A 24,364-nucleotide genomic window follows, 5' to 3' on the forward strand; every position below is an offset into this window, starting at 1 on the left:
GCATCAGGAACCGATAATCCGGCTAATAATTGAGCGGTAAGCTCAGCGCCGAATAGGTCTCCAGTGCCCTTTGGTGTGACAGGGTAACGTTTATGGCGAATAACGGCGACATCCTGTTTAGTCACACAAACCACTTCAATGCTTTCCTCATCAGGTTGGAAAGCGCTCGTAATGATGACCCACTGCGTGTGACCTTTGAGTAACGAACGCGCTGCACGGGTGGCATCGTCTAGATTGTTTATCTCTTGCCCGCTGAGTGTGGAAAGTTCAAATTTGTTCGGGATAATCCCTGTCGCGAGTGGAATGACTTCATGACGATAAACATCAGCTATCGCTGGAGGAATATAAAAGCCACTATCTTCATCTCCCATGACAGGGTCGACAATGACAGGCATTTTAGGGTGTTGCTCGCGCACAGAGCCAAGCCAATTTGCAAGGTCGTGAGCTTTATCTGGGGAACCTAAATAACCCGTCAAAATGGCTTTAATGCTGTTTAAACTGCCACGTTCAACAAAGCCTTGTAAATAGCCACGAAACCATTCACCGGGTAATTCTCCACCATAACAAGTGGCATAGTGGGGCGTGTTGCTTAGAATAACGGTGGGAACTGCAGCAACGCGTAATCCTTGTTTGGTCAATGCGGGGACAGCGATGCTATTACCCACACTGCCATAGACAACTTGTGATTGAATGGAGACGACATCATAAGGAAGCGGGGTGGCATCGGCGGCGTTTTGAAAGCTATTTGACGTTAGCGTAAAGGTATCCATGACTCTCTCTTATTTGGTGTTCGTTATTGCTATTTTCTAACGGATAACACGATAAGAAGCGTGTTGGCGTTAATTGTCAATCGTAACCGAAAAAATTCATATTGAATGGGATGTTAGCAGCATAAAAAAGGGTAAAAAAATTTTTTTTTTGCTCAGATCCTCTAAAAATAAATGCGAGGAAAATTACAGAATTATTCGCAAAATAGACGCTGGCACTGTATTGCTTAGCATATTAATGAATATTTATGCATAAATATGACGGATTCAAAAAGCGTTTGTATTCATTGACTTAATAATTTTGGCGTGGTAGAAATAGCTTGAAACTAACAATTATATGAGGGTTCGGAGTAACTTGGATGGATGTCCATCCGATGAAATGAATGAGATATCATGCTTAGCGTGACTAGCATAAAGATCAGTAAGTCCCAAAGAAGATCAACACACAAGCTTTTCCTTTCCGCTATTCTTTCCAGTGAGTATCACTGGTGTGGCGCATTATAGCGTCCTTCTAGATTATTCAATTCGCTGAATAAAATCAGCACTCTTTTATTTTTATTTGAATTTTAAACAGCTTAAAGCTTAGCCATTAAGCTAATTGCCTTTCTGTCTTGTTCAAAAAACAGGCTATGGCGAAGCTGTATCTAGAGGGATACTATAATGATTTATTGGATATTTTTAGCATTAGCTATCGTGACTGAGGTCATTGGTACGTTATCAATGAAACATGCCAGTGTAAGCGGTGATTTCACTGGTATGGCTGTGATGTATGTGATGATTGCGACTTCCTATATTTTACTGGCGGTTGCGGTAAAAAAAGTGGCACTGGGTGTTGCTTACGCTATGTGGGAAGGTGTTGGTGTTCTGCTAATTACGACGTTCAGCGTATTGTGGTTTGGAGAATCACTGTCACCAATGAAAGTTGGTGGATTAGTTTTCCTGATCACAGGTATTGCATTGATCAAATCAGGCACCAAAAAAGCGACTGTTAGCCAATCAGCTCAGAAAGTAAAACAAGCTGCAAAAAATGCGGTTGATTCCGCCAAAGCCCGAGCTTTAGTGACAAAGACCGCTAAATCGGAGGTGTAGTATGGCCAGTCAATTTGAATGGTGGCATGCGGCATTTTTGATCCTCGCAGTGGTACTGGAAATTCTTGCCAACGTATTTTTAAAAATGTCAGATGGTTTTAGACGTTATTGGTTAGGAATTTTGTCTCTCATCGCCGTATTAGGGGCATTTAGTGCACTGGCGCAGGCAGTGAAGGGAATTGAACTGTCAGTCGCTTATGCATTATGGGGAGCATTCGGTTTAATCGCCACAGTTGCTGCTGGCTGGATCCTGTTTAATCAACGCCTAAACTATAAAGGCTGGGGTGGGTTAGTCCTCTTACTTATCGGTATGGTGCTGATTAAAATGTCGTAACGGACAATACAATTCTTAAAGCTATTAGTGTTTATTCTACAATATAGTACTAATAGCTTTTCAATATATAATTACATCTAAAATTAATACTTTCAGTGAAGTAATATATTTAAAATATTGAACTAATTTTCATAGAATAATATATGGTTATTCATTCGTTAATGAAAATAATTTTATCTCTATTTATTTTTTGAATGGCCGCCATTAGGCAGCCTATGGGCAAGGTAACGCAACAATTAAAGGTTACCAAGGGCGTTTAAGTGTGGATTATAGCATCTCAATAGCTCAGTCTACTCAACTTTCTGATATATCTATTAATTATAAAGACACTAGCTGTAGTGGCTATTTTACAATTCAATCACGACGTCATTTCCAAAAATGAATTTACTACAGTATTCACTAGTTTTTGAGAAAAATTAGACTCTCTTTATTGTATTAATTCATTTTTATGAAAAAAAGCATAAAATCCTTCAGAGTAGAAAATTTATTTATATCTATTATATTTTAAATGGAATGACTGAAAAGGTATATTTATTTTTAAAAGTCAGCAATAAAGATAATGTTTACATTTTTATAATGAAGGTTGTTATGTTTTATATATTGCATGAGATTGGTTTTTATTTTATTTAATAAATATATTCATTTTTATGCTCATAGAAAGGAAATATCATGAATGATGTAATGATAGTAACTCCACACAGTAGTTTCCGCGATAGATTGATTTATGATGGAATGGCTTCTACAGAATATGGTAATATTTTATTAAGTGATGCAGTAAATATATACTGCATGAAGAAAGATATGATTTGCCCTGTGTGTGGTGAGGTTAATTGTGTCTATTTCAAAAGGCTGTGCGATGATTTACTAAAAAAGCCTAATGATAAAGAGCTTAAAAAAATAATGGTTAAAAGCCAAACGATAGGAGTTCCATTTACAAAGGTTTTTGATGAGTATCGTAATAAAGTTGAAAATCAACTCGCTGGTGCTCTTAAAAGAAATGGCATTGTTCCAACACTAAAGATTAGGCGAGAAATGTTTTCAAAGTATATGAATTTATTTGATATGCTGAATAGAAAGGTGGTAAATGGAAAGGAAATATACATTGATAAACATATTAAGAGTTCAATTTTTAGTAAGATTAATTCTAAAACATCTGCAGTCTTAACATATTTAAATACTTTAGATGCTACTAGAAATATTAAAAACTACCCTGAAATGATAGATGCTTTGAGAAAAAATGATTTCAATAGAGCTTCTAAAAGCTTTTACAAAATGATGCCTAAAGATTTAGAAAGTTATTTAGCATTAGATACTATTATTGATGAAGCAATAGCCAAAAGGCAAGTTGATGAGGAATTGAAGAAAATACAAGGTAAAGCCAAAGAGGAGATAATGAAATTACAAATAAATGAAGCTATTAAGACAGCATCAGAAATAATTTCAGATATTGGTGATAAAACATCTAAAATCATTGGGGATAAATACAAGGTTGCATCTGATAAAATAATTAATGAATTAAATGATTTTAAAGGCAAAAAAATTAAAAATTCAAGTGATGCGCTAAAAATATTAGAAAAAACAATAAATAATCCATATCTTAAAGTTCATAAGAAAGATCTTCCTGCCATTTCTCAGGCTATAAAATTTATAGATGGAAAAAAGCTATCGGAGAATTTATATAAACTAGGTAGCTCTTTTAAGCTTGCGGATAAATTTTTAAAATTTGAAAAAATAAAAAATAAGGTTGAAGAGGGGTTTGAAACGGAAAGTTGGAGACCTTTAGTTTTAGAAATTGAAGCTATGGTATTAGCAGGAGTTGCATCTCCTATTGTATTAGCATTTACATCAGCAAGCCTAAGCTTATTATTACCGATTACTATTTCAGCTACACTTTTATCTGTATCTGCTATCATATTAACTGCTGTGATTACCTCTTATATTGATGCTGATTTCGCTGATGCAATAAATAAAGAAATCATTCCGTAAGTATATTTTTAAATTTATAATTATGAATTGATTTATGTTTTATTTTTTATACTTAATAGGTAGAAATATAAATGCATTTACTGCAGCGCAAGTAATGGTAAAGATTGATATAAAGATGGCGTAATAATAGAGAAATGAAGTAAATTCAAAAGCGGAAATTGTTCGCAAATTTCTGTTTCCGTTTGATATGTTATAGTTTAAGAAGTAATTAATATAGGTGATCATAGAAATGATTAAAATTATACTAAAATAACCAAATATAGTTGTAATTATCCCTTTGTTATATAATTTAAAGTGTTCTTTTTTTATTTTTATAGAATTCCATATAACCAAATAGTATGGAATCGAAAATACAGGTGCGATTTTACAGTATAAAGCGGATAGATAGCTTTCATTTCGATAATAATCTGAATAAATCACAGGTATCTCATCTATCCAATTGCTAATACTGATTATTACTATGTTGGGTATCATGTGTAACCATATAGCAGAGAGAGGAACAGCTCCCAGTAATATGGTAATAATAAAAGCTAAACTTGAATTGATCTTAAAAGACATTTTAGAATTCCTACTTCACATGGTGTGATAATAATATTCATTCCTATTGTCATGTAAAGATTTATTATTTCCTACTGTGTAGAGGAATACAAATTTCATTTGAGATGAAAAAAGAAGATGGGCAAACAGTAAGGCACTAAATAATACATTTTTTTACTTTCAATAAATAAATCAAATAGATCTGTAAAATAGGAGCCAAAAATTAGCTACTATCGTCATGCTATGGTATGTAGTGAGACAGAAAAGAAGTAAGAGAAGTGAGAAAATAAAAGGTCAAAACATCACGTTAAAAAATAATGCCGCTCAATTCAAGTGACGGCATTAAGCTGATGTTCTTTTTCAAGTATCAATCAAGACTAATCAATCGCCGCAACGATTTTGATCTCAACTTTATATTCAGGCTTCATCAGAGCCGCTTGAACAGTGCAACGAACAGGTGCGCTACCCGCAACAACCCATGCATCCCACGCTTGGTTCATGCCAGCAAAATCCGCTTTATCTGCAAGGAAGATAGTCGCATCTAAAATTTTGCTTTTATCTGAACCCACTCGGCCTAACATGACATCAATAGCGGCTAAGGTATCTGCGGTTTGAATAATAATGTCGCCATCCAGTTTTTCTGGGACGCTAGTGTAATAGACCACGTTGTTGTGGATAACAGCTTCAGACCAACGGGTATCTGGGTCAATGCGTTCAATAGTCATAATTGTTCCTTATTATCAATGCTAACAAAGGATATCAGTTTGCTACTATGATGAAAATCAGTTCATTGATGAAACGATAATTAGCTCAGCAGCCATCTTGAACTCATGGTAAAGTGTGCTCATCAACAGTAAGCAATATAGGTTCGTAGTGTCTAACGACTTTTCAGCAGATGGCTTTCTAGCAAAAACAATTCCCGGTTTCCAACCTCGAGCTGCGCAGGTCACCATGTCTGACGCGGTTACTCAATCTATTGAGCAGCAGCATGTGCTGGTGGCTGAAGCGGGTACAGGAACAGGGAAAACCTACGCTTATCTCGTCCCTGCATTACGAAGTGGCAAAAAAGTGATTGTCTCTACAGGGTCGAAAGCACTACAAGACCAGCTTTATCACCGAGATCTACCTACGATTATCGATGCGATGAACTACACGGGTAAAACGGCGCTTCTAAAAGGGCGTTCAAATTATCTGTGTCTTGAAAGGTTAGATCAGCAATCCCTCGGTGGAGGTAGCCTTGAACCCGAGATCCTCTCAGCGGTTGTCAGATTACGCAGTTGGTCCATCGAATCAGAACTGGGGGATACCAGTACTTGCCATGATATTGCTGAAGATAGCCCCGTTTGGCCGTTAGTCACGAGTACCAACGATAACTGTTTAGGCAGTGATTGCCCCCGCTACCAAGAGTGCTTTGTACTCAAAGCGCGTCGTAAAGCCCTTGATGCAGATGTGGTGGTCGTTAACCACCATCTTTTTATGGCTGACAGAGTGGTGAAAGATACAGGTTTTGGGGAGTTGATCCCCCAAGCGGATGTGATGATTTTCGATGAAGCCCATCAAATCCCTGATATTGCAAGCCAATATTTTGGTCAGCAACTCAGTAGCCGGCAACTGTTAGATTTAGCTCGCGATATGATAATGACGTATCGTACAGAACTAAAAGACCAAGCTCAATTGCAAAAAAGTGCCGATCGACTGACGCAAAGCACACTGGATTTTCGCCTTAACTTAGGGGAAAACAGCTTTAGAGGGAATTTACGGGAATTACTGAAGTTATCCGAAGTTCAGCGAGCGTTAACGCTACTGGATGATGCACTGGAACTCTGTTATGAAGTCATCAAAACGTCATTAGGGCGTTCCCAAAGTTTGGATTCTATTTTTGAGCGCGTGACGATTTACCGCAACCGTCTTAACCGCTTAAAGGATGTCACCATACCGGGTTATAGTTACTGGTTTGAGAGCTACGGACGTCACTTTTTATTAGCCTTAACACCACTCACTGTCGCGGATAAATTCAGTGAAATGATTGCTAGTACGCCGGCTAGTTGGGTGTTCACGTCAGCAACCCTTTCTGTTAACGAAAAACTGAGCCACTTTACTGACCGCTTAGGTCTCAGCTCTGCGAAAACATTATTGCTCGCAAGCCCGTTTGATTATGAAAGCCAAACTTTGCTGTGTGTGCCTCGCTTTTTACCGGAGCCTAATCAACGGGGTAGCGCTCAAAAGCTTGCCAATATGTTACGCCCGTTAATTGAAAAAAACCGAGGTCGATGCTTCTTTTTATGTACCTCTCATTTAATGATGAGGGAATTAGCTGAAGAGTTTAAAGCGTCGCTGACATTGCCTGTGCTTATGCAGGGGGAAAGCAGTAAAAATAAATTGCTGGCACAGTTTATTGCGGCAGGAAATGCCGTTTTGGTCGCTACGAGCAGTTTCTGGGAAGGCGTTGATGTTCGGGGCGATGAACTGACCTGCGTGATCATCGATAAACTCCCGTTTACCGCGCCGGATGACCCGTTATTGCGTGCTCGTATTGAAGACTGTGAACTTCGAGGGGGAGACCCATTTACCGATGTTCAACTGCCCGATGCCGTCATCACATTAAAGCAAGGGGTGGGACGCTTGATCCGTGATACTAAAGATTACGGCGTGATTGTGATTTGTGACAATCGGCTCGTGACTCGCCCTTATGGAGAGGTGTTTTTGCGAAGCTTACCACCTTCGCCTCGTACGCGAGATCTGAATAAAGCGATTGAATTTTTGGCAACTAAGCGCGCGGAAGCGATTGAGAAACACTAATTTTATGCAATCCTGTGGGCGGTTTATGTTAAGATACCGCCCATCTTTCAGGTTGCCGTCATAAGGCGACAACAAAAAACCTAATATTTGCCGGAGTTTAGGCATGTCGAGTCGTATTCTAGCTGTTGATACAGCCACTGAAGCTTGTTCTGTTGCATTACTGTGCGACGGTGAAATTATTTCGCGTTTTGCAATCTCTCCTCGCGAACATACTCAAAAAGTATTACCGATGGTAGAAGAAGTATTAGCGCAAGCAGGCATTAAACTTAATCAATTAGATGCATTAGCATTTGGGCGTGGACCGGGTAGTTTTACTGGGGTTCGAATTGGTGTGGGCATTGCTCAAGGCTTAGCTCTGGGCGCCGATTTACCCATGATCGGTGTTTCCTCGCTGATGACGCTGGCACAAGGTGTATATCGAACAACGAATAGTTCCCGTGTGTTGGTGGCGATTGATGCTCGAATGTCCGAAATATATTGTGCGCAATATCAACGCGATGAGCAGGGTTTTTGGGTAGGTGAAGAAACTGAAGCTGTGATGCTTCCTGCTGATTTCAAATTAAAATTCACTGAATTAGAAGGGCAATGGAGTCATGCAGGAACGGGCTGGGCTGCTTATCCTGAATTATTAGAAGGCTTGTCCTTAAGTGACAGCCTAATCACGTTACCTGCAGCGCAAGATATGCTGCCAATTGCTGAGCAGCTGTGGTTAGCAGGTAAAGTGACTGCGGTTGAGAATGTCGAACCGACTTATTTGCGTAATGAAGTGACTTGGAAAAAATTACCGGGTCGCGAATAAATAGAATCAGCATGATTTTTGTCGAATGAAAAAATAGCTATCAGGGTAAAACCAATAGCTATTTTTTTAATCTAAGATATAGAATCGGTGTTTAATTGAGCTATTATTGAATAAATAAGCGTTAATAAAAATTGGATTGCACATATAATGTGATAAGGAATACCAGCAGTTTTAATACGTACTATCTCACTTTATAATGACTGCTAATTGGAGGTGGTAAATGAAAATTCAATTTAGCTACCGCTCGGCAATGAAAACTCTATTACTTGCGGGCATATTAGCGCTGGCAGGTTGTGTATCTATCCCTCAGTCTATTAAGGGATCAGTACCTAATCCTGCAGATAATCTTAAGTCGGTGCAAAATGCGCCGGAGATGTATATTGGTCAAGAAGCGCGTTTTGGCGGTAAAGTGTTATCTGTCTTTAATGAGCCGAAAAGAACGCGGATTGAGATAGCCGTCATGACGTTAAATAAATATGACGCTGCGCCTGAATTAAACTCCGCATCGCTTGGTCGAATCTACGCTTATATTAACGGGTTTGTTGAGCCAAACGATTTTAAAAACCGCTATATCACTGTTGTGGGTAACATAACTGGAGAACAAGCAGGGAAAATCGGAGAGGTACCTTATCAATATGTGACAATGAATGTCACAGGCTTCCAACGTTGGAGCATTGCACAAAGCGTGATGATGCCACCGCCTGCGGGTCCATGGGGGTACGGGTATTATGGCTCCCCATATTACTATAATCATCCTTGGGGATGGGGCTATGGGTATCCAGTGGGGCCGGCTCAAGTACAGACGTATTTAACGGAAGATTAAGCAATAGTATTATTCTGCTAAAAATCCTAGTTAAGCTAGGATTTTTTTTATAAAAAAACTGAGCATGAGTGGACTATTAATCGCTTAATTCTCCAAAAATTCCTGCCAGCAGTGTATAATTACAGGTTATAAGCAGACTAAAGTTCTGGTGAATTAATCATAAGTTGATAGGGCGGTATTGACCGCCTTATTTTTATCTCGAAGGAATGAAATTTATTTAGTGATATAGCTCTCAACCTTAACATTGTCTAATTTTCAAACTGGTACAATGAGTTAATAATTTGTTAAAGGGTTGTGTAAAATAATAACTCACTAAATTCAGGAGTAACATTTTGGAAAAAATCTGGCTAAAAAACTATCCTGCTGATGTACCTGAAGAAATAAGTCCTGATGACTTCGCGTCATTAGCAGAGTTACTTGAAAACGCCGTTTCTCAATATGCGGATCAGCCAGCGTTCATTAATATGGGCGCAGTGATGACCTACCGTAAACTTGAAGAGAGAAGCCGCGCATTTGCCGCATACCTACAAAATGGATTGGGTCTTAAAAAAGGTGACCGAGTTGCTTTAATGATGCCAAACTTGTTGCAGTATCCTATTGCACTGTTTGGGATCCTACGTGCGGGTATGGTAGCGGTTAATGTTAACCCACTGTATACCCCGCGAGAGTTAGAGCATCAGTTAAATGATAGCGGGGCGACAGCGATTGTCATCGTTTCTAACTTTGCACATACATTAGAAAAAATCGTTTTTAATACCAAAGTTAAACACGTTATTTTAACCCGCTTAGGGGATCAGCTACCGCGCCCGAAAGCCACAATTGTGGATTTTGTGGTGAAATATGTAAAACGGTTGGTTCCAAAATACAATTTGCCGGATGCCATTTCGTTTCGTCGCGCTATGCATCAAGGCTATCGAATGCAATATATCAAGCCGAATATTATTGGCGAAGATTTAGCATTCTTACAATATACCGGTGGTACGACTGGGGTAGCCAAAGGTGCGATGTTAACGCATCGTAATATGCTTGCGAATATCGCCCAAGCTAAAGCTGCGTATGGTCCTGTTTTACATTTTGGACATGAATATGTGGTAACGGCACTGCCGCTTTATCACGTCTTTGCGCTGACCGTAAACTGCTTATTGTTTATCAGTGTGGGTGGCGTGAATCTGCTTATCACCAACCCGCGAGATGTGCCAGATACGGTGAAACAATTATCCCGCTATCCATTTACCTCGATCACGGGTGTTAACACGCTCTTTAATGCATGGTTGCAAAACCCTGAGTTTCAGAAGCTTGATTTTTCCCGTTTAAGGCTGTCTGTTGGAGGCGGAATGCCTGTCCATAAAGCGGTTGCTCAGAAGTGGCAAGCGCTGACGGGGCGGCATTTACTCGAAGGTTATGGCTTAACGGAATGTTCGCCATTAGTTTCTGGTAACCCATATAATTTAACCGCTTATAGTGGTAGTATCGGGATACCTGTTCCATCAACCGATGTGAAGTTTTTAGATGATGATGGGCATGAAGTTCCTCATGGTACTCCTGGGGAAATGTGGGTAAAAGGCCCGCAGGTGATGAAAGGATATTGGAATCGTCCCGACTCGACCAGTGAAGTGCTTATCGATGGTTGGTTAGCGACTGGCGATATCGCAGAAATAGATGACGAAGGCTATATTCGTATTGTTGACCGCAAAAAAGATATGATTATTGTCTCTGGTTTTAATGTCTATCCGAATGAAATCGAAGATGTTATTTCCATGCATCCTGATGTTATCGAATGTGCTGCAATTGGGGTGCCAAGCGAAAGTACTGGGGAAGCGGTGAAGGTTTTTGTGGTTACCAAAAATTCAGCGCTGACCGCAGCAGATCTAAAAACATTCTGCCGCCGTTCGCTAACGGCGTATAAAGTCCCGAAAATTTTTGAGTTTCGTGATGAGTTGCCGAAATCTAACGTAGGAAAAATTCTACGAAAAGAATTACGAGCCGAAGAGCAGCAAGCACGAGAAAAATCACCGTCATAGCCAACTAGCTGGTGAATTAACAAAAGCAATGTGTGTAACGCCGGTTTTTACCGGCGTTACTGTGTCAGTCAGATACACTTAACCAAATTATAATAAAGAGAAACTTGTTTTGAATTACCGTTTAGTCACAACAGATAGCGAATTAGCCCAAGTCTGCCAAGAGGCCAGTGATGCGCCGTGGTTAGCATTAGATACTGAGTTTGTTCGCACTAGAACCTATTACCCACAGCTGGGCTTATTGCAGTTGTATGATGGAAAACAGGTTTCACTGATTGATCCGCTATTAATGACGGATTTTAGCCCATTTAAGGCGCTGTTAACCAATCCAAACCAATTGAAATTTTTACATGCAGGCAGTGAAGACTTAGAAGTGTTTATGCATGATTTTGGTTGTGTGCCAGAGCCGATGATAGATACCCAAATCGTAGCGGCATTTTTGGGTTATCCCATTTCTTGCGGCTTCGCTACGTTAGTGGCGGAACATTTGGGAGTTGAGTTAGATAAAAGTGAATCTCGAACAGACTGGCTCGCGCGTCCTTTAAGTTCGAAGCAGTGTGATTATGCAATGGCGGATGTACTTTATTTACTGCCGCTGGCTAAAATTTTGATGGAAAAAGTGACGGAAGCTGGCTATTTGGCCGATGCCCAAGACGAGTGTCAGCGTGTGGTTGCTCGCCGTCAAAAAACAGTTAAGCCTGAAAAAGCCTACTTAAATATCACGAATGCATGGCAATTACGCGATGAACAACTTGCTTGCTTACAGTTGTTGGCGGCATGGCGTTTGGATCAAGCCAAAGCGCGGGATATGGCGATCAATTTCGTGATTAAAGAAGAAAATCTGTGGAAAGTCGCACGTTATTTACCGAGCTCTTTAGGTGAGTTGGATGCCCTCGGTTTATCTGGGCAAGAAATTCGCTGTCATGGTCGCCGCTTGTTAAGTATTGTCGAAGACGCGAAGAAACTGGATGCCAGCCAGTATCCGGCGCCTGTTGCTAATATTACTGAACAGAGCCAATACAAAAGCATTTTTAAAGAGATCAAAGGGGTGGTGAAAGAAATCGCCGAGAATGAAAAATTCAACCCAGAGTTATTAGCATCTCGTCGACAAATTAACCAGTTATTAGCGGTACATTGGGGGCTAAAAGAGAAATCATGCCAGCCTGAACTGCTTGCTGGTTGGCGAGGTCGGTTACTGGAAGCGCCATTAACCCAATTACTTAGCCAAGCATAATTATGATAAAGGCACAAAATAGCGATGATTTTGTGCCTTTATCCCATTTTTAAAGTACTTTTTTCTTCGGTAATTTGTTACTCATATCAATAAGTTTTATTCTCATTCTGCCAATATTCAATATTTATTATTCTTTAAATAATGAAGATTATTATTTATCGCCAATCTAAAAATAATGTTTCTTTCTAATATTAATGCCTCACTTTAATGCATTTCAATTCTGTAATTACTCTTAAAAAATAGCCAATATAAATAAAAATCGAACTTAAAATAACCCATTACAGCGATGATTAACATTTGTATGGGGAGGGTTATTTTATAGTTTATTGAAAAATAAAAAGAAAAAATCATTCTAATACAATGATTTTTAATTGAATTATAAAATCTCCATTTGTAAATAAAACTCATTCTCATAAAATCATTTCCAGTTTGTGGGCCCGCAAATACGTCCAAGATCACAGAGCAAAAAGCATCATCTCCTTTTAATTTTTTATTTTCAAAATAAGGAAATTGAATATGAATAAAAGCACTAAATTTACATTAATTGCTATGTTGGTGGGGGTTTCTACTTGTGCGAGTGCGGTAACGGAATCTGCACAAAGCCAAACGTATGAAACAGAAAGGTCGGATGTAACAATTGGGGGAACACAAGGCGCTCATGGGCCATATGGTGGTTCTATAGGTGCTCCGGGTATTGGTCATCGTGATAAAGCTAATGGGAAAAAAATATCATTCTCGAGTTTAGCGAGAATTGTGATGCTCCCTAAAGAAGGTAATGTTTATATTGTCCCTGGAACTCCACAGCATGAAGTCGATATGGGAAAATTCCAATTTTCTAAAATCGCGGATGCAGAAGTTTATTATGGGGATTGGTCACAAACTGGAACGGAAGACGATGCTAAGCATACCGCTTTCTTCTCTGGCCAAGATGCAACAACAGCGGTACCAACCGAAGGTAAAGCCACTTACACCATTGCAGGAATTAACCAATATGATGGTGAGAAAAAGCTTCCAGGTAGTTTTGAGGCGAACTTTGGGGATAAAGATTATACTGGGTCATTACAAGGAACTGCACATAGTTATGATTTTAAAGGAAAAATAATGGATGGAGGTTCGTTTTCTGGGGATGCCATTGTTAAAAATCTCGAAAACACTCAGCAGAATACAGGTTTGAGTTATGGGCGCTTCTTTGGTGAGAATGCGGAACATGTTGGTGGTGTGTTGGTATTTAATGATAATCACAAACATGATACTGCCTTTGGTGGTAGCCAAACCGAAGAGTAATTTCTTTATTTAACACTCTTTGTTTAGCAATATGATTGTTATCAGGTAGGCAAAAGTTATTTTGCCTACCTGTATTTTTATGGGAAAAAAAAGGAAGACGGATGAAAAAAACAATCAGCAAGATTGAGGTATTAATTCTATTATTGTTTTCTGTAAATTCATTTTCTGAGCAAAGCTATGGCGGTCAACAATATGGGCAAAAACAATATGAACAAATAATCGGATTTTTAACTGAAATAAATAACACAAGAAATAATTCGTCAAATATAATTCCACTTAAAATAAACAAAAATGTCGACGACCTTGGTTTTATTCTTTATGATTTAGTCAATCGGCAGCAATTCCAAAAAATCGATGAAATATTGCCTGAATATCTAAATGATAAAAATCACGACAAAGGTATGGTGGATTATATTTCAGCAGAGAGGGCTTATTTTAATGGTGATTATCCATTAGCGCTAAAATTATATTTAAAAATAGTTAATGGAAACCCTAACTCAGTGTTTGCTGAAATGAAATTGGCTCATATCTATATAAAGAATAGTTATTATCGTGAAGCATTAGTTTTATACGGAAAAATAAAGAATAAATATCGAGTAGGTTTACCTGAAGAGCGAATAAAACAGATAGACAGTGAAATTACAGCATTAGAAAATCGAGCTAATTGGCAGGGAAATTTCAATGCGGATTTAAAGTATGACACAAACTATACCGAGGCTCACGGTAACAAGGAACAGCAATGTAATTCGATGTGGTGTATGCAAGGTAGCGAAATCAAATCCGGTTTGGTGTATGGCTTTTCAGGAAATGCCAATAAAGTCCTTTGGCAGAATCGAGGACATTCACTGTTGGCCAGCCTTGGTGGATACGTATGGGAATACCCACATCGCTCAGTAAAAAGGCGTTTTTCAAGTTATTCATCAGTAAGCTATCAGTATCTTTATGGGAATAAAAAGATCGCTTTTTCACCGATTGTAGATATTAATTGGCGAGGGCATTTGTTTGACCATTACAGTGTCGGCGCGAGCATTACAGGGGCATACTCCCCTAGTAATAAGCTTTATTTGCTATCCAATCTAACGTATAAAAATCAAGCTTTCTTTGGGAAACGAGTATCGCGATCAGGTTATGATATTAATTATAGTATAACGGCAATTTATTCGGTCAATCCACAATGGAGCTTATTTTCAAATTTATATGGTGGTAAAAACATTGAGCAATATAAAAGTGACAGTTATCAAGTGTCAGGGTTAACTGTGGGCTCAATCAATGTATTTAGCTCGAATAAGTTAGTCAATAAATTAACAAGTAGTAATCATAAGTTTTTTGATTTTGACAGTGCACTTAATACAAAGCGACACGATGAATCATGGGAGTTAAATAGCCAAATAACCCTATTAGGCCACACATTTTTATCATTAACACCAACACTGTATGTTAATTATAAATTCAATGATAGCAGTGCAAAAATAAGCTATTCCTATAATAAAAGCGAAGTGGGTTTAAATTTAAGTAAAACGTTTTAGTTCGTATTGAGATTTAATATGAAAGTAACAGCAGTGGTAGCAATGAAAATTGCCACAGGGTTAACGATGGGTGTCATTTCACTTTCGTCTTATGCCAGCTCAAGGGAACAGGTGGGCAATATACAAGTAAAAGACCAGACTGATACGATTAAAATACGGGATCAAAAGGGTGCTGATGACCAATATGATAAAGACGAATCAAATATCTATATCAGCAAAGAAGCGGTCGAGCGTTATAAAGGCACTAACCCCGCCGATATTTTGAATCATGGCATTGGTGTTTATAGCGGTGATGCACGTAATAGTGGGGCGTTAGACCCAAATATTCGAGGCATTCAAGGTCAAGGGCGTGTACCTGTTACGGTGGATGGTACGGAGCAAGCCATCACCGTGTGGCGTGGCTACAACGGAGCTAATAACCGAAACTATGTAGACCCCAATATGATCAGCAGTATCACCGTAGTAAAAAGCCCGATGTTAGATCGTGATATTCGTACCTCTATTGGTGGTGGCGTGGCAGTAAAAACCCTCAGCATTGATGATATTGTCCCATCAGATGAACGTTTTTCTGTCGATCTTAAACTTGAAACACGAACTAATTCAACAAAGCCTCGAATCAATCAATTACATCTTGGAAGCGATTATAGAGATAACCCTATGCTCATGGATAGTTTGCTTAATCACTATGATGACTCTCTGTCGTTAGTGAGGTTCCGAGACCCAGAGACAACGGTAGAGCCAGACCAACCAGGAAGTTCCAATTTCTTTAATTTAAAAGACAGTGCAATGCGAGTAGCACTGGGGTTACGGCAAGACAAATTTGACTTGTTATTTGCATATAGCCACCGAAACCAAGGTAACTATTTTGCGGGGCGTCATGGCGCAAACTATTTCCGAGAACCAATTATTCCTCGAGACAATAAATACTCAGAAAAAACGTTAGATCCTAATATCCCTTTTGTTGCCAATGTTTACTTGCCAACTAAAGAAGTAGGTAATACTTCCAGTAATATCGAAACTTTTCTGCAAAAAATGAATGTGCAGCTCTCTGAATCCCAGAGTGTCTCCTTCGGCTATGTGCATACCAAAAGCCATTATGGGGAAATTATGCCCTCGCAAATTCGCTTTCATGATTTGGCAGGGGAAATTCCCCAATGGCCGTTGGCAAATCTTAGTTTAGGCTCTCTCTATGTTAACTATGGATTTAAACCCAGCGACCAGCCGTTTTTTGATTTTCAGTTAAGTTATTGGCTAACAAAAATGGATTTAAATTCTAATACGGCGGGTGACTTGCCTAGGCAAGCGATGGAGTATGACTGGTATGTAAATGGTAATCGTAGAAATCCACATGTTAACGGGAAATTAGTAGATGGAATAAAACTGAGTCAACTCAATGATAGGCAAGGTATTTCCTTATCTAATAAGACCCAATTACTGCCTAGCTTTGATGTGACTTTCATTGGTAACTTTACAAATGAGAAAATTCACAGTCATGATGATATTTATGACCCTAACGCAGAAATACCTAAATACAGCTCATTTCGGGCTATCCCACGTGAAGGAAAGCGCCAAGAGTACAGTGGAGCAATTAGATTGGATTGGCGACCAACGGATTGGCTAAATGTCAATGCAGGTATTCAGTATCAAAATTATTGGTCGCGAGATTTATTAAGAGAACGCCGATTAAAAGTAAAAGATGAGTGCTTTGCTATGCATCAAATTGAGACAGCTATGAACTTTGAATACTCTCGGCCGTTAACGGAAGAGGAAGCGCGTAAAGTGAGAGAGTATGTGGATAACAAAGGACGTACTTTTGATGGTTACAATAAGACAGGGCTCTGGCCGGATAGTACCATTGGTGTTTCTAAAATTGAGTGGTTTGTCGCAGAAGCATTATCACTTCCTAAGTATTCCCTAAAAAAAGCCGAGCACTATTCTACAATCCATGAAGAGTATGAGGGATTTCGTATTACCGGATTCGACTATATCAAATGGCGGGTGGATGAAGATGGCAAACTCACTACAGAGAAAAACCCATTCTATAATGGGAAAATTGACCTATCAGAAGAAGTGATTGACCCGATTAGCCAGAAAAAAGTGAAAGCAATTATAGCCTATCGTGCTCCAAATAAAGAATGGGACTATATTTTAGTCAGTGAGAATGAAAAGTATAAAAAACCGGGTAAACGTATTAACTCAGCGTGGAGCCCATCACTGGGAGGTTCAATTTACCTTTCAGAAAATGATCGCGTTTTTGCTCGTTATGCTGAAACCGTTAGAATGCCAAGTATTTTTGAAGATACCATCGGTTTTTCTGGCGGAGGTAAAGTCACTATAGGGCATCACCCCTTTAAGCCAGAACGTAGCCATACTTTTGAAATCGGTTATGTACGTAATTTGCAAAGTTGGTTGAAAGCAGAAAATGCCGCCGATTTTAGAATCAATTACTACCATAATATTATCGATAATGCGTTTGATCGTGATGGTAATTTGGTTTTTGCGCAAATGGATCAGCACCGAACCGCCGGTTTAGAAGTGTTAGCCCGCTATGATAATGGGCGTTTCTTTGGCGATTTAGGGGTAGATTTCCGACTGAAAAATGAAGTTTGTGATGATGCTTCGATGGTTCTCTTAGACCCGTTGAACAAGTTCAAAGGGTCAATTTGTACTGAAGGTGGCTTTCCACTCGGTTATCTCCGAACCCAGTTGCAACCTAAATACAGTATCCATACTAATCTTGGTATGCGCTTCTTTAATGAAAGTTTGGAAGTTGGCGGGCGGGTGCGATATCACGCCAAAACAGAAAATAAAGATGAAGCACAGATGGCGAGCAAGTTTGGCCCTTCCTATTCACCTTTAAACAATAATCCGATGAGTTGGAATGCGGTATTTGTCACGGATGCCTATGTCACTTATCAAGTGAATAAGAACCTGTTAGTGGAATTGTTAGCCTCTAACGTATTAAACGAATATTACATTGACCCGCTGACACGTAGCATGATGCCAGCACCGGGGAGATCCCTTCGTTTAAGTGTGACCAGTCACTTCTAAGGCTCAGCCCCAGCAAAGCACATTTGCTGGGGCTGATTAGGAATATCGCCATGAATTATTTTCGAATTTATTATGGATTACCGCTTTCTGGCTTATTACACGGCACCATTATTTATTTCTGTTTTTTTGCATTCAATTCATTGTCATTCAAAATGACAGCACCGTTAATTTCGCCAGTAGTGACCGTCGCGTTAACCCAGTTTTTAGTTGAGCAACAAGTGAGCATCCCCCAAGAAAGCCAATCGGTAACTGGCGGTGAACTCAATGTTATTGAGGAGCTTGAGTACGCCAATATCAAGGTCAGAAAGCAGCGTAACCAGCAAGATAATACCTCAAATACCGTCGCTGAAAGAACACCCAAAGAAGTGAAATCTGAAAAACGTAGTTCTGTAAAAAATAAGGCTAAGCCGGAAGAAAAAACCAAGAAAGAAAGCCTTCGAGATGATTTGCAAACCCAAAGAGCTAAAGAAGGAGAAAACACAGCAAATTCTTTAGCAGCAGGGCAGCAAGGTGATCTCGCTCATTTTTCTGATGGTGAAAATAGCATCAATGCCAAACAGCGCTATTTAGACCAGATCAAACGGGAAATTGATAGACATAAACAGTACCCGCGACGAGCACGCAAAATGCGTATACAAGGGGATATTCAAGTTCAGTTTGATGTCACAGAGAAAGGTGAGTTGGTCAATGCGAAAGTGGTGGATTCAGAAAAGAGCCAATTTTTCGAGCAGGCAATATTGGATGCGATTAAGCGTTGCAAGCCACTCGGTAAGCCGCCTGAAAATATGAACAGAAAAATGATATTAAAAATTAACTTCAAGTTAGACTAATACTGAAATCGCTAACAAAATCAAGCCGCTATGGCGTTATATAAATATAGCGATATAGCGGCATTGTACAATATTACTGTTCTGCTGGTTTTGCTTCTTTAACGTCTTTACCTTCTTCCGCTTCAGGAAGGGTGACGTTTAATTCGAGAACAGAAATATCATCATCTTTTTGTTCAAATTGTACGGATAACATTTCTGGGTCAACTTGAACATACTTGCAAATAACTTGCAAAATATCTCGCTTCATATCAGCAAGATAAGCTGGCTCACTATCACCGCGGCGACGTTCAGCAACGATGATCTGCAGTCGCTCTTTTGCGATATTTGCTGTCGTCTTTTTTCTCGACAGAAAGAAATCCAATAAAGCCATTATTTATCCCCCAAATAGACGCTTTAAGAAGCCTTTTTTCTCTTCTTCAATGAAACGCATAGGGCGATCTTCACCTAAAATACGTTCTACACAGTCGCTATATGCTTGTCCTGCTTCAGAGTCAGAGTCCAGAATGACAGGTTCACCTTGGTTAGATGAACGTAAAACAGACTGATCTTCTGGGATCACACCCACTAATGGAATGCACAGAATTTCTAAAACGTCTTCCATACTCAGCATATCACCACGAGTCACTCGACCTGGGTTGTAGCGAGTTAATAATAAACGCTCTTTAATTGGGTCTTGACCTTGTTCTGCGCGACGAGATTTAGAGGATAAGATCCCTAAAATACGGTCTGAGTCACGAACAGAAGAGACTTCTGGGTTAGTTGTGATAATGGCTTCATCAGCAAAATAAAGCGCCATTAATGCGCCACTTTCAATACCGGCAGGAGAGTCACAGATAATAAAGTCAAACGCCATTTCGTTGCTGAGTTCATCAAGAATTTTTTCAACGCCTTCACGAGTCAGCGCGTCTTTATCACGAGTTTGTGATGCAGGAAGAATATAAAGGTTTTCAGTACGTTTATCTTTGATTAACGCCTGATTAAGAGTTGCATCACCTTGGATAACGTTAACGAAGTCATAGACTACTCGACGTTCACACCCCATGATTAGGTCAAGGTTACGCAGACCGATATCGAAATCGATAACTACGGTTTTCTTCCCTTTTTGAGCTAGGCCGGTAGCTATGGCCGCGCTTGAAGTGGTTTTACCAACGCCACCTTTACCAGAAGTAACAACAATTATGCGTGCCATGAATAATTCCTTGTAAATAAGGTCTAATTTAAGTATTCAATATTAAGTTTGTTATCAACTAAACAAAGTTTAGCTGCTTTGGCGAGAAATTCAGTAGGTATCTGATCACTCAACCAATACTCGCCTGCAATGGACACTAGCTCTGCTTGCAAATGAGTACAATAAATCTGGCTTTCCATATCACCTGAGGCACCAGCAAGGGCACGACCTCTCATAACGCCATAGATATGAATATTACCATCTGCTAATAATTCTGCACCTGCACTAACATTACTTGTGACGATGAGATCACTATTTGGCGCATAAATACGCTGACCTGAACGAACAGGAGTATTGATAATACGGGTTTTGCGATAAGCAGATTCAATTGGAGCAGGTTGTGGGGCAATATCCGATTTCGCAAAAGTAACGTCATCCGTTGATGGTTCTGGCGCTTTTTTGCTTTTACCTTCAATAAGCACTGGTAAGCCCGCTTCATTGATCTTTTGTCTTAACAGTGGATCAGTACAGCCGCTGACACCCACAATTCGAAGACCTGCAGAGACAATCGCTTTGTGGATACTGTACATATCCGCATGGTGAGTTAATTCCGCAACATTAATAACAACTGGGGCATTTTTAAGAAAATCAGGAGCCTGATTGACCTTGTCTTGCAGCGCTTTTTTGATGAGTTTAGGCTCTTCACTGTGTAAGTGAATGACTGAAAGAGTAAAACTGCTGCCTTTAAGTTCTATTGGCGATTGTGGCATCTATCTAGACTCAGCAAATTAAAATTTCCGAAACAATCCTCGGGTGAAGATACTCAGTAAAACAATAGCATGTTATAGTTACTGCATACTTCAAGCAAGCTTACGAACTAAGAAAAAGAGTTAAATATAATGATTTGTGCAATTTATAGAAGCCCGAACCGTGATCAAACTTATTTATATGTCGAAAAGAAAGATGACTTTTCACGCGTACCAGAAGAACTCCTGAAGCAATTTGGCAAACCACAGTTTTCAATGTTAATTTCATTGGATAAACGTGAAAAGCTAGCAAATGCGGACATTGAGCGAGTTCGAGCTGATCTTCAAGACGTTGGCTACTACTTGCAATTTCCACCTCCGGTTGAAAATTTACTTTCTGAATATCGCGAATTAAACGACTAAGACAATTTAGGATGATCCTTAAAAAGCCATTATCGTCAGGAGGATAAAAATGAAGCCAACGTTATTATATACCTTAGTCGCTGGTGTACTTTTAGCAAGTTGCAGTGCTCCGCAAACCCAAAAAGCTGCAACTCAAGCAAACGAAACTCGAATTCTGACAACGGCACAAGAAGCTGCGATTGAGAAAGAAGTTATCGCACTAGATAAAGCTTTTCCAATTGAACAACGTGAGCCTTCACAATTTCCTGCCTATGTGGAATTGCTGAAACAACATGCTGCGGCTCAAGGTATCAAACAGTCTACGATTGATCGTGGCTTTGCTAACATTTATTTCCTTGAACGTGTCGTAAAAGCGGATAAAGGGCAACCTGAAAAACGCGCAACAGTGACGTTAGCCAGCTATTTAAAAAATGTCTTACCACAATCTCGCATTAATGCGGGTGTTGAAAAGTACTATGAAAACCAAGCGGTATTGAACGCAATTAGCCAGAAATATGGTGTACCGCCACAGTACATTGTCTCTTTATGGGGACTCGAAAGTGGTTTTGGTCGTTCACAGGGTAAAGAAGATGTAATTTCAGCGCTTGCCACACTCTCTTTTGAAGGGCGTCGTGAAGCACTGTTTAGTAAGCAATTATTAGCAGCCTTGGAAATCATGGATAAAGGTTATATTCCTGAAGATCAGCAACTGAAAGGTTCATGGGCTGGGGCGATGGGGCAGAGCCAATTTATGCCAACGTCTTATTTATCCTATGCCGCAGATGGCGATGGTGACGGCAAAATGGACATTTGGAATAACAAAGCCGATGTCTTTGCTTCAGTTGCCAACTATTTATCCACGGAAGGATGGCAATCTGCATTACCATGGGGCTATCAAGTTTCACTACCAGCTGATTTTAACCGTAGCTTAGAAGGGGTTAAAACGGAACAAGGAAAAACCGTTCAGGAGTGGGAAAAATTAGGGGTTAAATTACCTGCATTTTCTCGACTATCGCCAGATTTAAAAACATGGGTGGTTATTCCTGATGACCCTGAAGGTCGAACGTTCTTAGTGACCCAAAACTTCCGCACGATTATGCATTGGAATCGTTCATATTATTTCGCATTAAGTGTTTGTATGATGGCGGATGGTATCGCTGCAAAAATACAATAACGATAATAGGAGTTACCGATATGTATCAACATCGCGACTGGCAAGGTGCTTTATTAGATTTCCCTGCCAATAAAGTAGTTTGTGTGGGCAGTAACTATGCCAAACATATTAAAGAAATGGGTTCAGCATTACCTGAGGAACCTGTCTTATTTATTAAACCGGAAACTGCCCTGTGTGATGTAAACCAGCCAATTGTTATTCCTAAAGAATTAGGCTCGGTTCACCATGAAGTTGAGATGGCGATTTTGATCGGTATGCCTCTTAAAAATGCGGATGAAGATAGGGTTGCTCGTGCAATTGCCGGTTATGCAGTCGCACTTGATTTAACCCTAAGGGATTTACAGGCGAAATTTAAGAAAGCAGGGCAGCCATGGGAAAAAAGCAAAGCTTTTGATGGTTCATGTCCAATTTCAGGATTTATTCCCGTTAGTGGTACCAGTGACCTGCAAAATATGTCACTGAGTTTAGAAATCAACGGCGAGATTCGTCAGTCTGGCTCGACCCGTGATATGATCACGCCTGTTTTACCGCTCATTAGCTATATGTCCCGTTTCTTTACCCTACGTCCTGGAGACGTTATCTTAACCGGCACACCGGAAGGTGTGGGGCCATTGGCTTCTGGGGATATGTTAAAGCTAACGATTAATGATAATTCACTGACCACTAGAGTCATTTAAGTATAGGATTTTGCAGTATTATGTCTCAGTTTTTCTGGCAGGTTAAAACCTTAGATGAAATGACCGATGAAGAGTGGGAATCTCTCTGTGATGGATGTGGGCAATGCTGCTTGCATAAATTAATGGATGAAGACACCGATGAGATCTATTTCACTAATGTGGCTTGCAACCAGTTAAATATTAAAACCTGTCAGTGCAGACATTATGCAGATCGTTTCAAATATGAAGCGGATTGCATAAAACTGACTCGGGATAATCTGGAAACATTCGCTTGGTTACCAAGTACCTGTGCATACCGTTTGTTAATGGAAGGAAAGCCGCTTCCTGCATGGCATCCATTGAAAACTGGTTCAAAAGCTGCAATGCATAATGAAGGTATTTCAGTTCGCCATATCGCAGTACGAGAAATTGATGTGGTAGAGTGGGAAGATCATATTATGAACCGACCAAACGACAGATAATGCATCACTAATCGACTCTTCTAAAAACCCGCTTCATTTACACTGAGCGGGTTTTTTATCCTTACGCCCTCATTAGATCCAACGCCATCAATTCGATTAAAAATGACAAATCGAACAAAAAACAACCACTCTTAATCACCTGTCAAGATTTTTTATTACAAAGAAGATATTTGTACTTTGTGGAACCTATTGAAATAGATTACTTATAAATGAGAACAAACTTGGTTTATATTTAGTAATGTTCAAATGTTAAATATTCTTTAATAAAAAGTAGAGTGATATTTAAATAATATTCAGTCAGCCTAATTCACACACATGGTGATTTTAAGTGATATTTCATAGCATATTGAAATAATATACTTTTTCTGTCTTATTTCACTCAAATATCATATTGTCATTCAAGAGCTAATTTAATGAGTCAATGTTATCTAAATAGAACTATTATTAACGTTATTGTCACGTTAGTTCACTGAAAAGATGGGTAGAATAGGTAGTGTTAAAATCGATTAGCACTTAGCTTTAAATGCTTTTTTGTTCAAAATGAAGACATAAGACAAATCAAAAACTCACAAAATGCGTTTTTAGGAATATTCCTAATATGCATTTTTTAGGCAATTTTTATAAATTTGGTCGAACTGTTATTATTGGCAAATAACCTT

The 24,364-nt window shown here is 39.3% G+C and carries 22 protein-coding genes; 16 read left to right on the forward strand and 6 right to left on the reverse strand.

Annotated elements, in window-relative coordinates:
* Window positions 1-770, reverse strand: a 770-nt coding sequence (gene pdxK, locus GKR71_RS04565; RefSeq protein WP_154633987.1) for a pyridoxine/pyridoxal/pyridoxamine kinase, incomplete at its 3' end; no start/stop codon positions are given.
* A 657-nt stretch (window positions 771-1,427) separates the two neighbouring features.
* On the opposite strand from pdxK, the gene mdtJ reads away from it, so the two are divergent.
* The 3 genes from mdtJ (at window position 1,428) to GKR71_RS04580 (ending at window position 4,176) form a co-directional block, all read left to right on the forward strand.
* Window positions 1,428-1,856: a multidrug/spermidine efflux SMR transporter subunit MdtJ gene (gene mdtJ / locus GKR71_RS04570; protein WP_036948234.1), complete on the forward strand. Its 429-nt coding sequence runs from the start codon at window positions 1,428-1,430 to the stop codon at window positions 1,854-1,856.
* Between the two features lies 1 nt (window position 1,857).
* Window positions 1,858-2,190, forward strand: a complete 333-nt coding sequence (gene mdtI, locus GKR71_RS04575) for a multidrug/spermidine efflux SMR transporter subunit MdtI (RefSeq protein WP_036948232.1) — start codon at window positions 1,858-1,860, stop codon at window positions 2,188-2,190.
* A gap of 669 nt (window positions 2,191-2,859) precedes the next feature.
* Entirely contained in the window at window positions 2,860-4,176 is a 1,317-nt protein-coding gene (locus tag GKR71_RS04580; RefSeq protein WP_154633988.1) for a colicin-like pore-forming protein, read from the forward strand.
* Window positions 4,177-4,215: 39 nt separating this feature from the next.
* Here GKR71_RS04580 and cui read toward each other — a convergent pair whose 3' ends face one another.
* Together cui and GKR71_RS04590 are read right to left on the reverse strand one after the other, a co-directional pair.
* Complete coding sequence (gene cui, locus GKR71_RS04585) at window positions 4,216-4,734, reverse strand: colicin immunity protein Cui (RefSeq protein ID WP_148444739.1); 519 nt, start codon at window positions 4,732-4,734, stop codon at window positions 4,216-4,218.
* Between the two features lie 356 nt (window positions 4,735-5,090).
* Entirely contained in the window at window positions 5,091-5,438 is a 348-nt protein-coding gene (locus GKR71_RS04590) for a RidA family protein (RefSeq protein ID WP_036948225.1), read from the reverse strand.
* A 148-nt stretch (window positions 5,439-5,586) separates the two neighbouring features.
* On the opposite strand from GKR71_RS04590, the gene GKR71_RS04595 reads away from it, so the two are divergent.
* From GKR71_RS04595 to GKR71_RS04635, 9 genes are all read left to right on the forward strand, one after another.
* On the forward strand, window positions 5,587-7,512 hold the full coding sequence (locus GKR71_RS04595; RefSeq protein ID WP_036948222.1) for an ATP-dependent DNA helicase: 1,926 nt from the start codon (window positions 5,587-5,589) through the stop codon (window positions 7,510-7,512).
* A gap of 103 nt (window positions 7,513-7,615) precedes the next feature.
* Window positions 7,616-8,311, forward strand: coding sequence for a tRNA (adenosine(37)-N6)-threonylcarbamoyltransferase complex dimerization subunit type 1 TsaB (gene tsaB / locus GKR71_RS04600; RefSeq protein ID WP_108478182.1), 696 nt, complete (start codon window positions 7,616-7,618; stop codon window positions 8,309-8,311).
* Between the two features lie 220 nt (window positions 8,312-8,531).
* Window positions 8,532-9,134, forward strand: coding sequence for a Slp family lipoprotein (locus GKR71_RS04605; RefSeq protein WP_154633989.1), 603 nt, complete (start codon window positions 8,532-8,534; stop codon window positions 9,132-9,134).
* Window positions 9,135-9,466: 332 nt separating this feature from the next.
* Entirely contained in the window at window positions 9,467-11,155 is a 1,689-nt protein-coding gene (fadD, locus tag GKR71_RS04610; protein ID WP_036948216.1) for a long-chain-fatty-acid--CoA ligase FadD, read from the forward strand.
* A gap of 109 nt (window positions 11,156-11,264) precedes the next feature.
* Entirely contained in the window at window positions 11,265-12,386 is a 1,122-nt protein-coding gene (gene rnd / locus GKR71_RS04615; RefSeq protein WP_036948213.1) for a ribonuclease D, read from the forward strand.
* A gap of 516 nt (window positions 12,387-12,902) precedes the next feature.
* Window positions 12,903-13,670 (forward strand): Slam-dependent surface lipoprotein, encoded by a 768-nt coding sequence (locus tag GKR71_RS04620; RefSeq protein ID WP_154599304.1) that lies wholly within the window; start codon window positions 12,903-12,905, stop codon window positions 13,668-13,670.
* 101 nt (window positions 13,671-13,771) lie between these two features.
* Window positions 13,772-15,196 (forward strand): surface lipoprotein assembly modifier, encoded by a 1,425-nt coding sequence (locus GKR71_RS04625; RefSeq protein ID WP_154633990.1) that lies wholly within the window; start codon window positions 13,772-13,774, stop codon window positions 15,194-15,196.
* Between the two features lie 18 nt (window positions 15,197-15,214).
* Window positions 15,215-18,247, forward strand: coding sequence for a TonB-dependent receptor domain-containing protein (locus tag GKR71_RS04630; protein WP_154599302.1), 3,033 nt, complete (start codon window positions 15,215-15,217; stop codon window positions 18,245-18,247).
* A 50-nt stretch (window positions 18,248-18,297) separates the two neighbouring features.
* Window positions 18,298-19,077, forward strand: coding sequence for an energy transducer TonB (locus GKR71_RS04635; RefSeq protein ID WP_154633991.1), 780 nt, complete (start codon window positions 18,298-18,300; stop codon window positions 19,075-19,077).
* 73 nt (window positions 19,078-19,150) lie between these two features.
* Here the strand turns inward: GKR71_RS04635 and minE are convergent, their stop codons facing one another.
* The 3 genes from minE to minC are packed head-to-tail and all read right to left on the reverse strand — an operon-like array spanning window position 19,151 to window position 21,015.
* Window positions 19,151-19,447 (reverse strand): cell division topological specificity factor MinE, encoded by a 297-nt coding sequence (gene minE / locus GKR71_RS04640; RefSeq protein WP_036948203.1) that lies wholly within the window; start codon window positions 19,445-19,447, stop codon window positions 19,151-19,153.
* A 3-nt stretch (window positions 19,448-19,450) separates the two neighbouring features.
* Window positions 19,451-20,266 (reverse strand): septum site-determining protein MinD, encoded by an 816-nt coding sequence (gene minD / locus GKR71_RS04645; RefSeq protein WP_036948201.1) that lies wholly within the window; start codon window positions 20,264-20,266, stop codon window positions 19,451-19,453.
* A 23-nt stretch (window positions 20,267-20,289) separates the two neighbouring features.
* Window positions 20,290-21,015 carry a septum site-determining protein MinC gene (gene minC, locus GKR71_RS04650; protein ID WP_036948199.1) on the reverse strand — a complete coding sequence of 242 codons (726 nt, stop codon included), beginning with the start codon at window positions 21,013-21,015 and terminating at the stop codon, window positions 20,290-20,292.
* Between the two features lie 129 nt (window positions 21,016-21,144).
* Between minC and GKR71_RS04655 the strand changes: the two genes are divergently transcribed.
* From GKR71_RS04655 to GKR71_RS04670, 4 genes are read left to right on the forward strand one after another with little or no spacing between them, the layout of a single operon-like run.
* The gene (locus tag GKR71_RS04655; protein ID WP_036948197.1) at window positions 21,145-21,414 is read left to right on the forward strand and encodes a YcgL domain-containing protein; all 270 of its coding nucleotides are present in this window, start codon (window positions 21,145-21,147) and stop codon (window positions 21,412-21,414) included.
* Between the two features lie 49 nt (window positions 21,415-21,463).
* Window positions 21,464-22,567: a lytic murein transglycosylase gene (locus GKR71_RS04660; RefSeq protein WP_036948195.1), complete on the forward strand. Its 1,104-nt coding sequence runs from the start codon at window positions 21,464-21,466 to the stop codon at window positions 22,565-22,567.
* Between the two features lie 20 nt (window positions 22,568-22,587).
* On the forward strand, window positions 22,588-23,244 hold the full coding sequence (locus GKR71_RS04665; protein ID WP_036948193.1) for a fumarylacetoacetate hydrolase family protein: 657 nt from the start codon (window positions 22,588-22,590) through the stop codon (window positions 23,242-23,244).
* 17 nt (window positions 23,245-23,261) lie between these two features.
* The gene (locus GKR71_RS04670; protein ID WP_196231028.1) at window positions 23,262-23,705 is read left to right on the forward strand and encodes a YcgN family cysteine cluster protein; all 444 of its coding nucleotides are present in this window, start codon (window positions 23,262-23,264) and stop codon (window positions 23,703-23,705) included.
* Window positions 23,706-24,364 lie beyond the last annotated feature (659 nt).

This window comes from Providencia sp. wls1922, from assembly GCF_009706505.1.
GTDB lineage: Bacteria > Pseudomonadota > Gammaproteobacteria > Enterobacterales > Enterobacteriaceae > Providencia > Providencia lanzhouensis.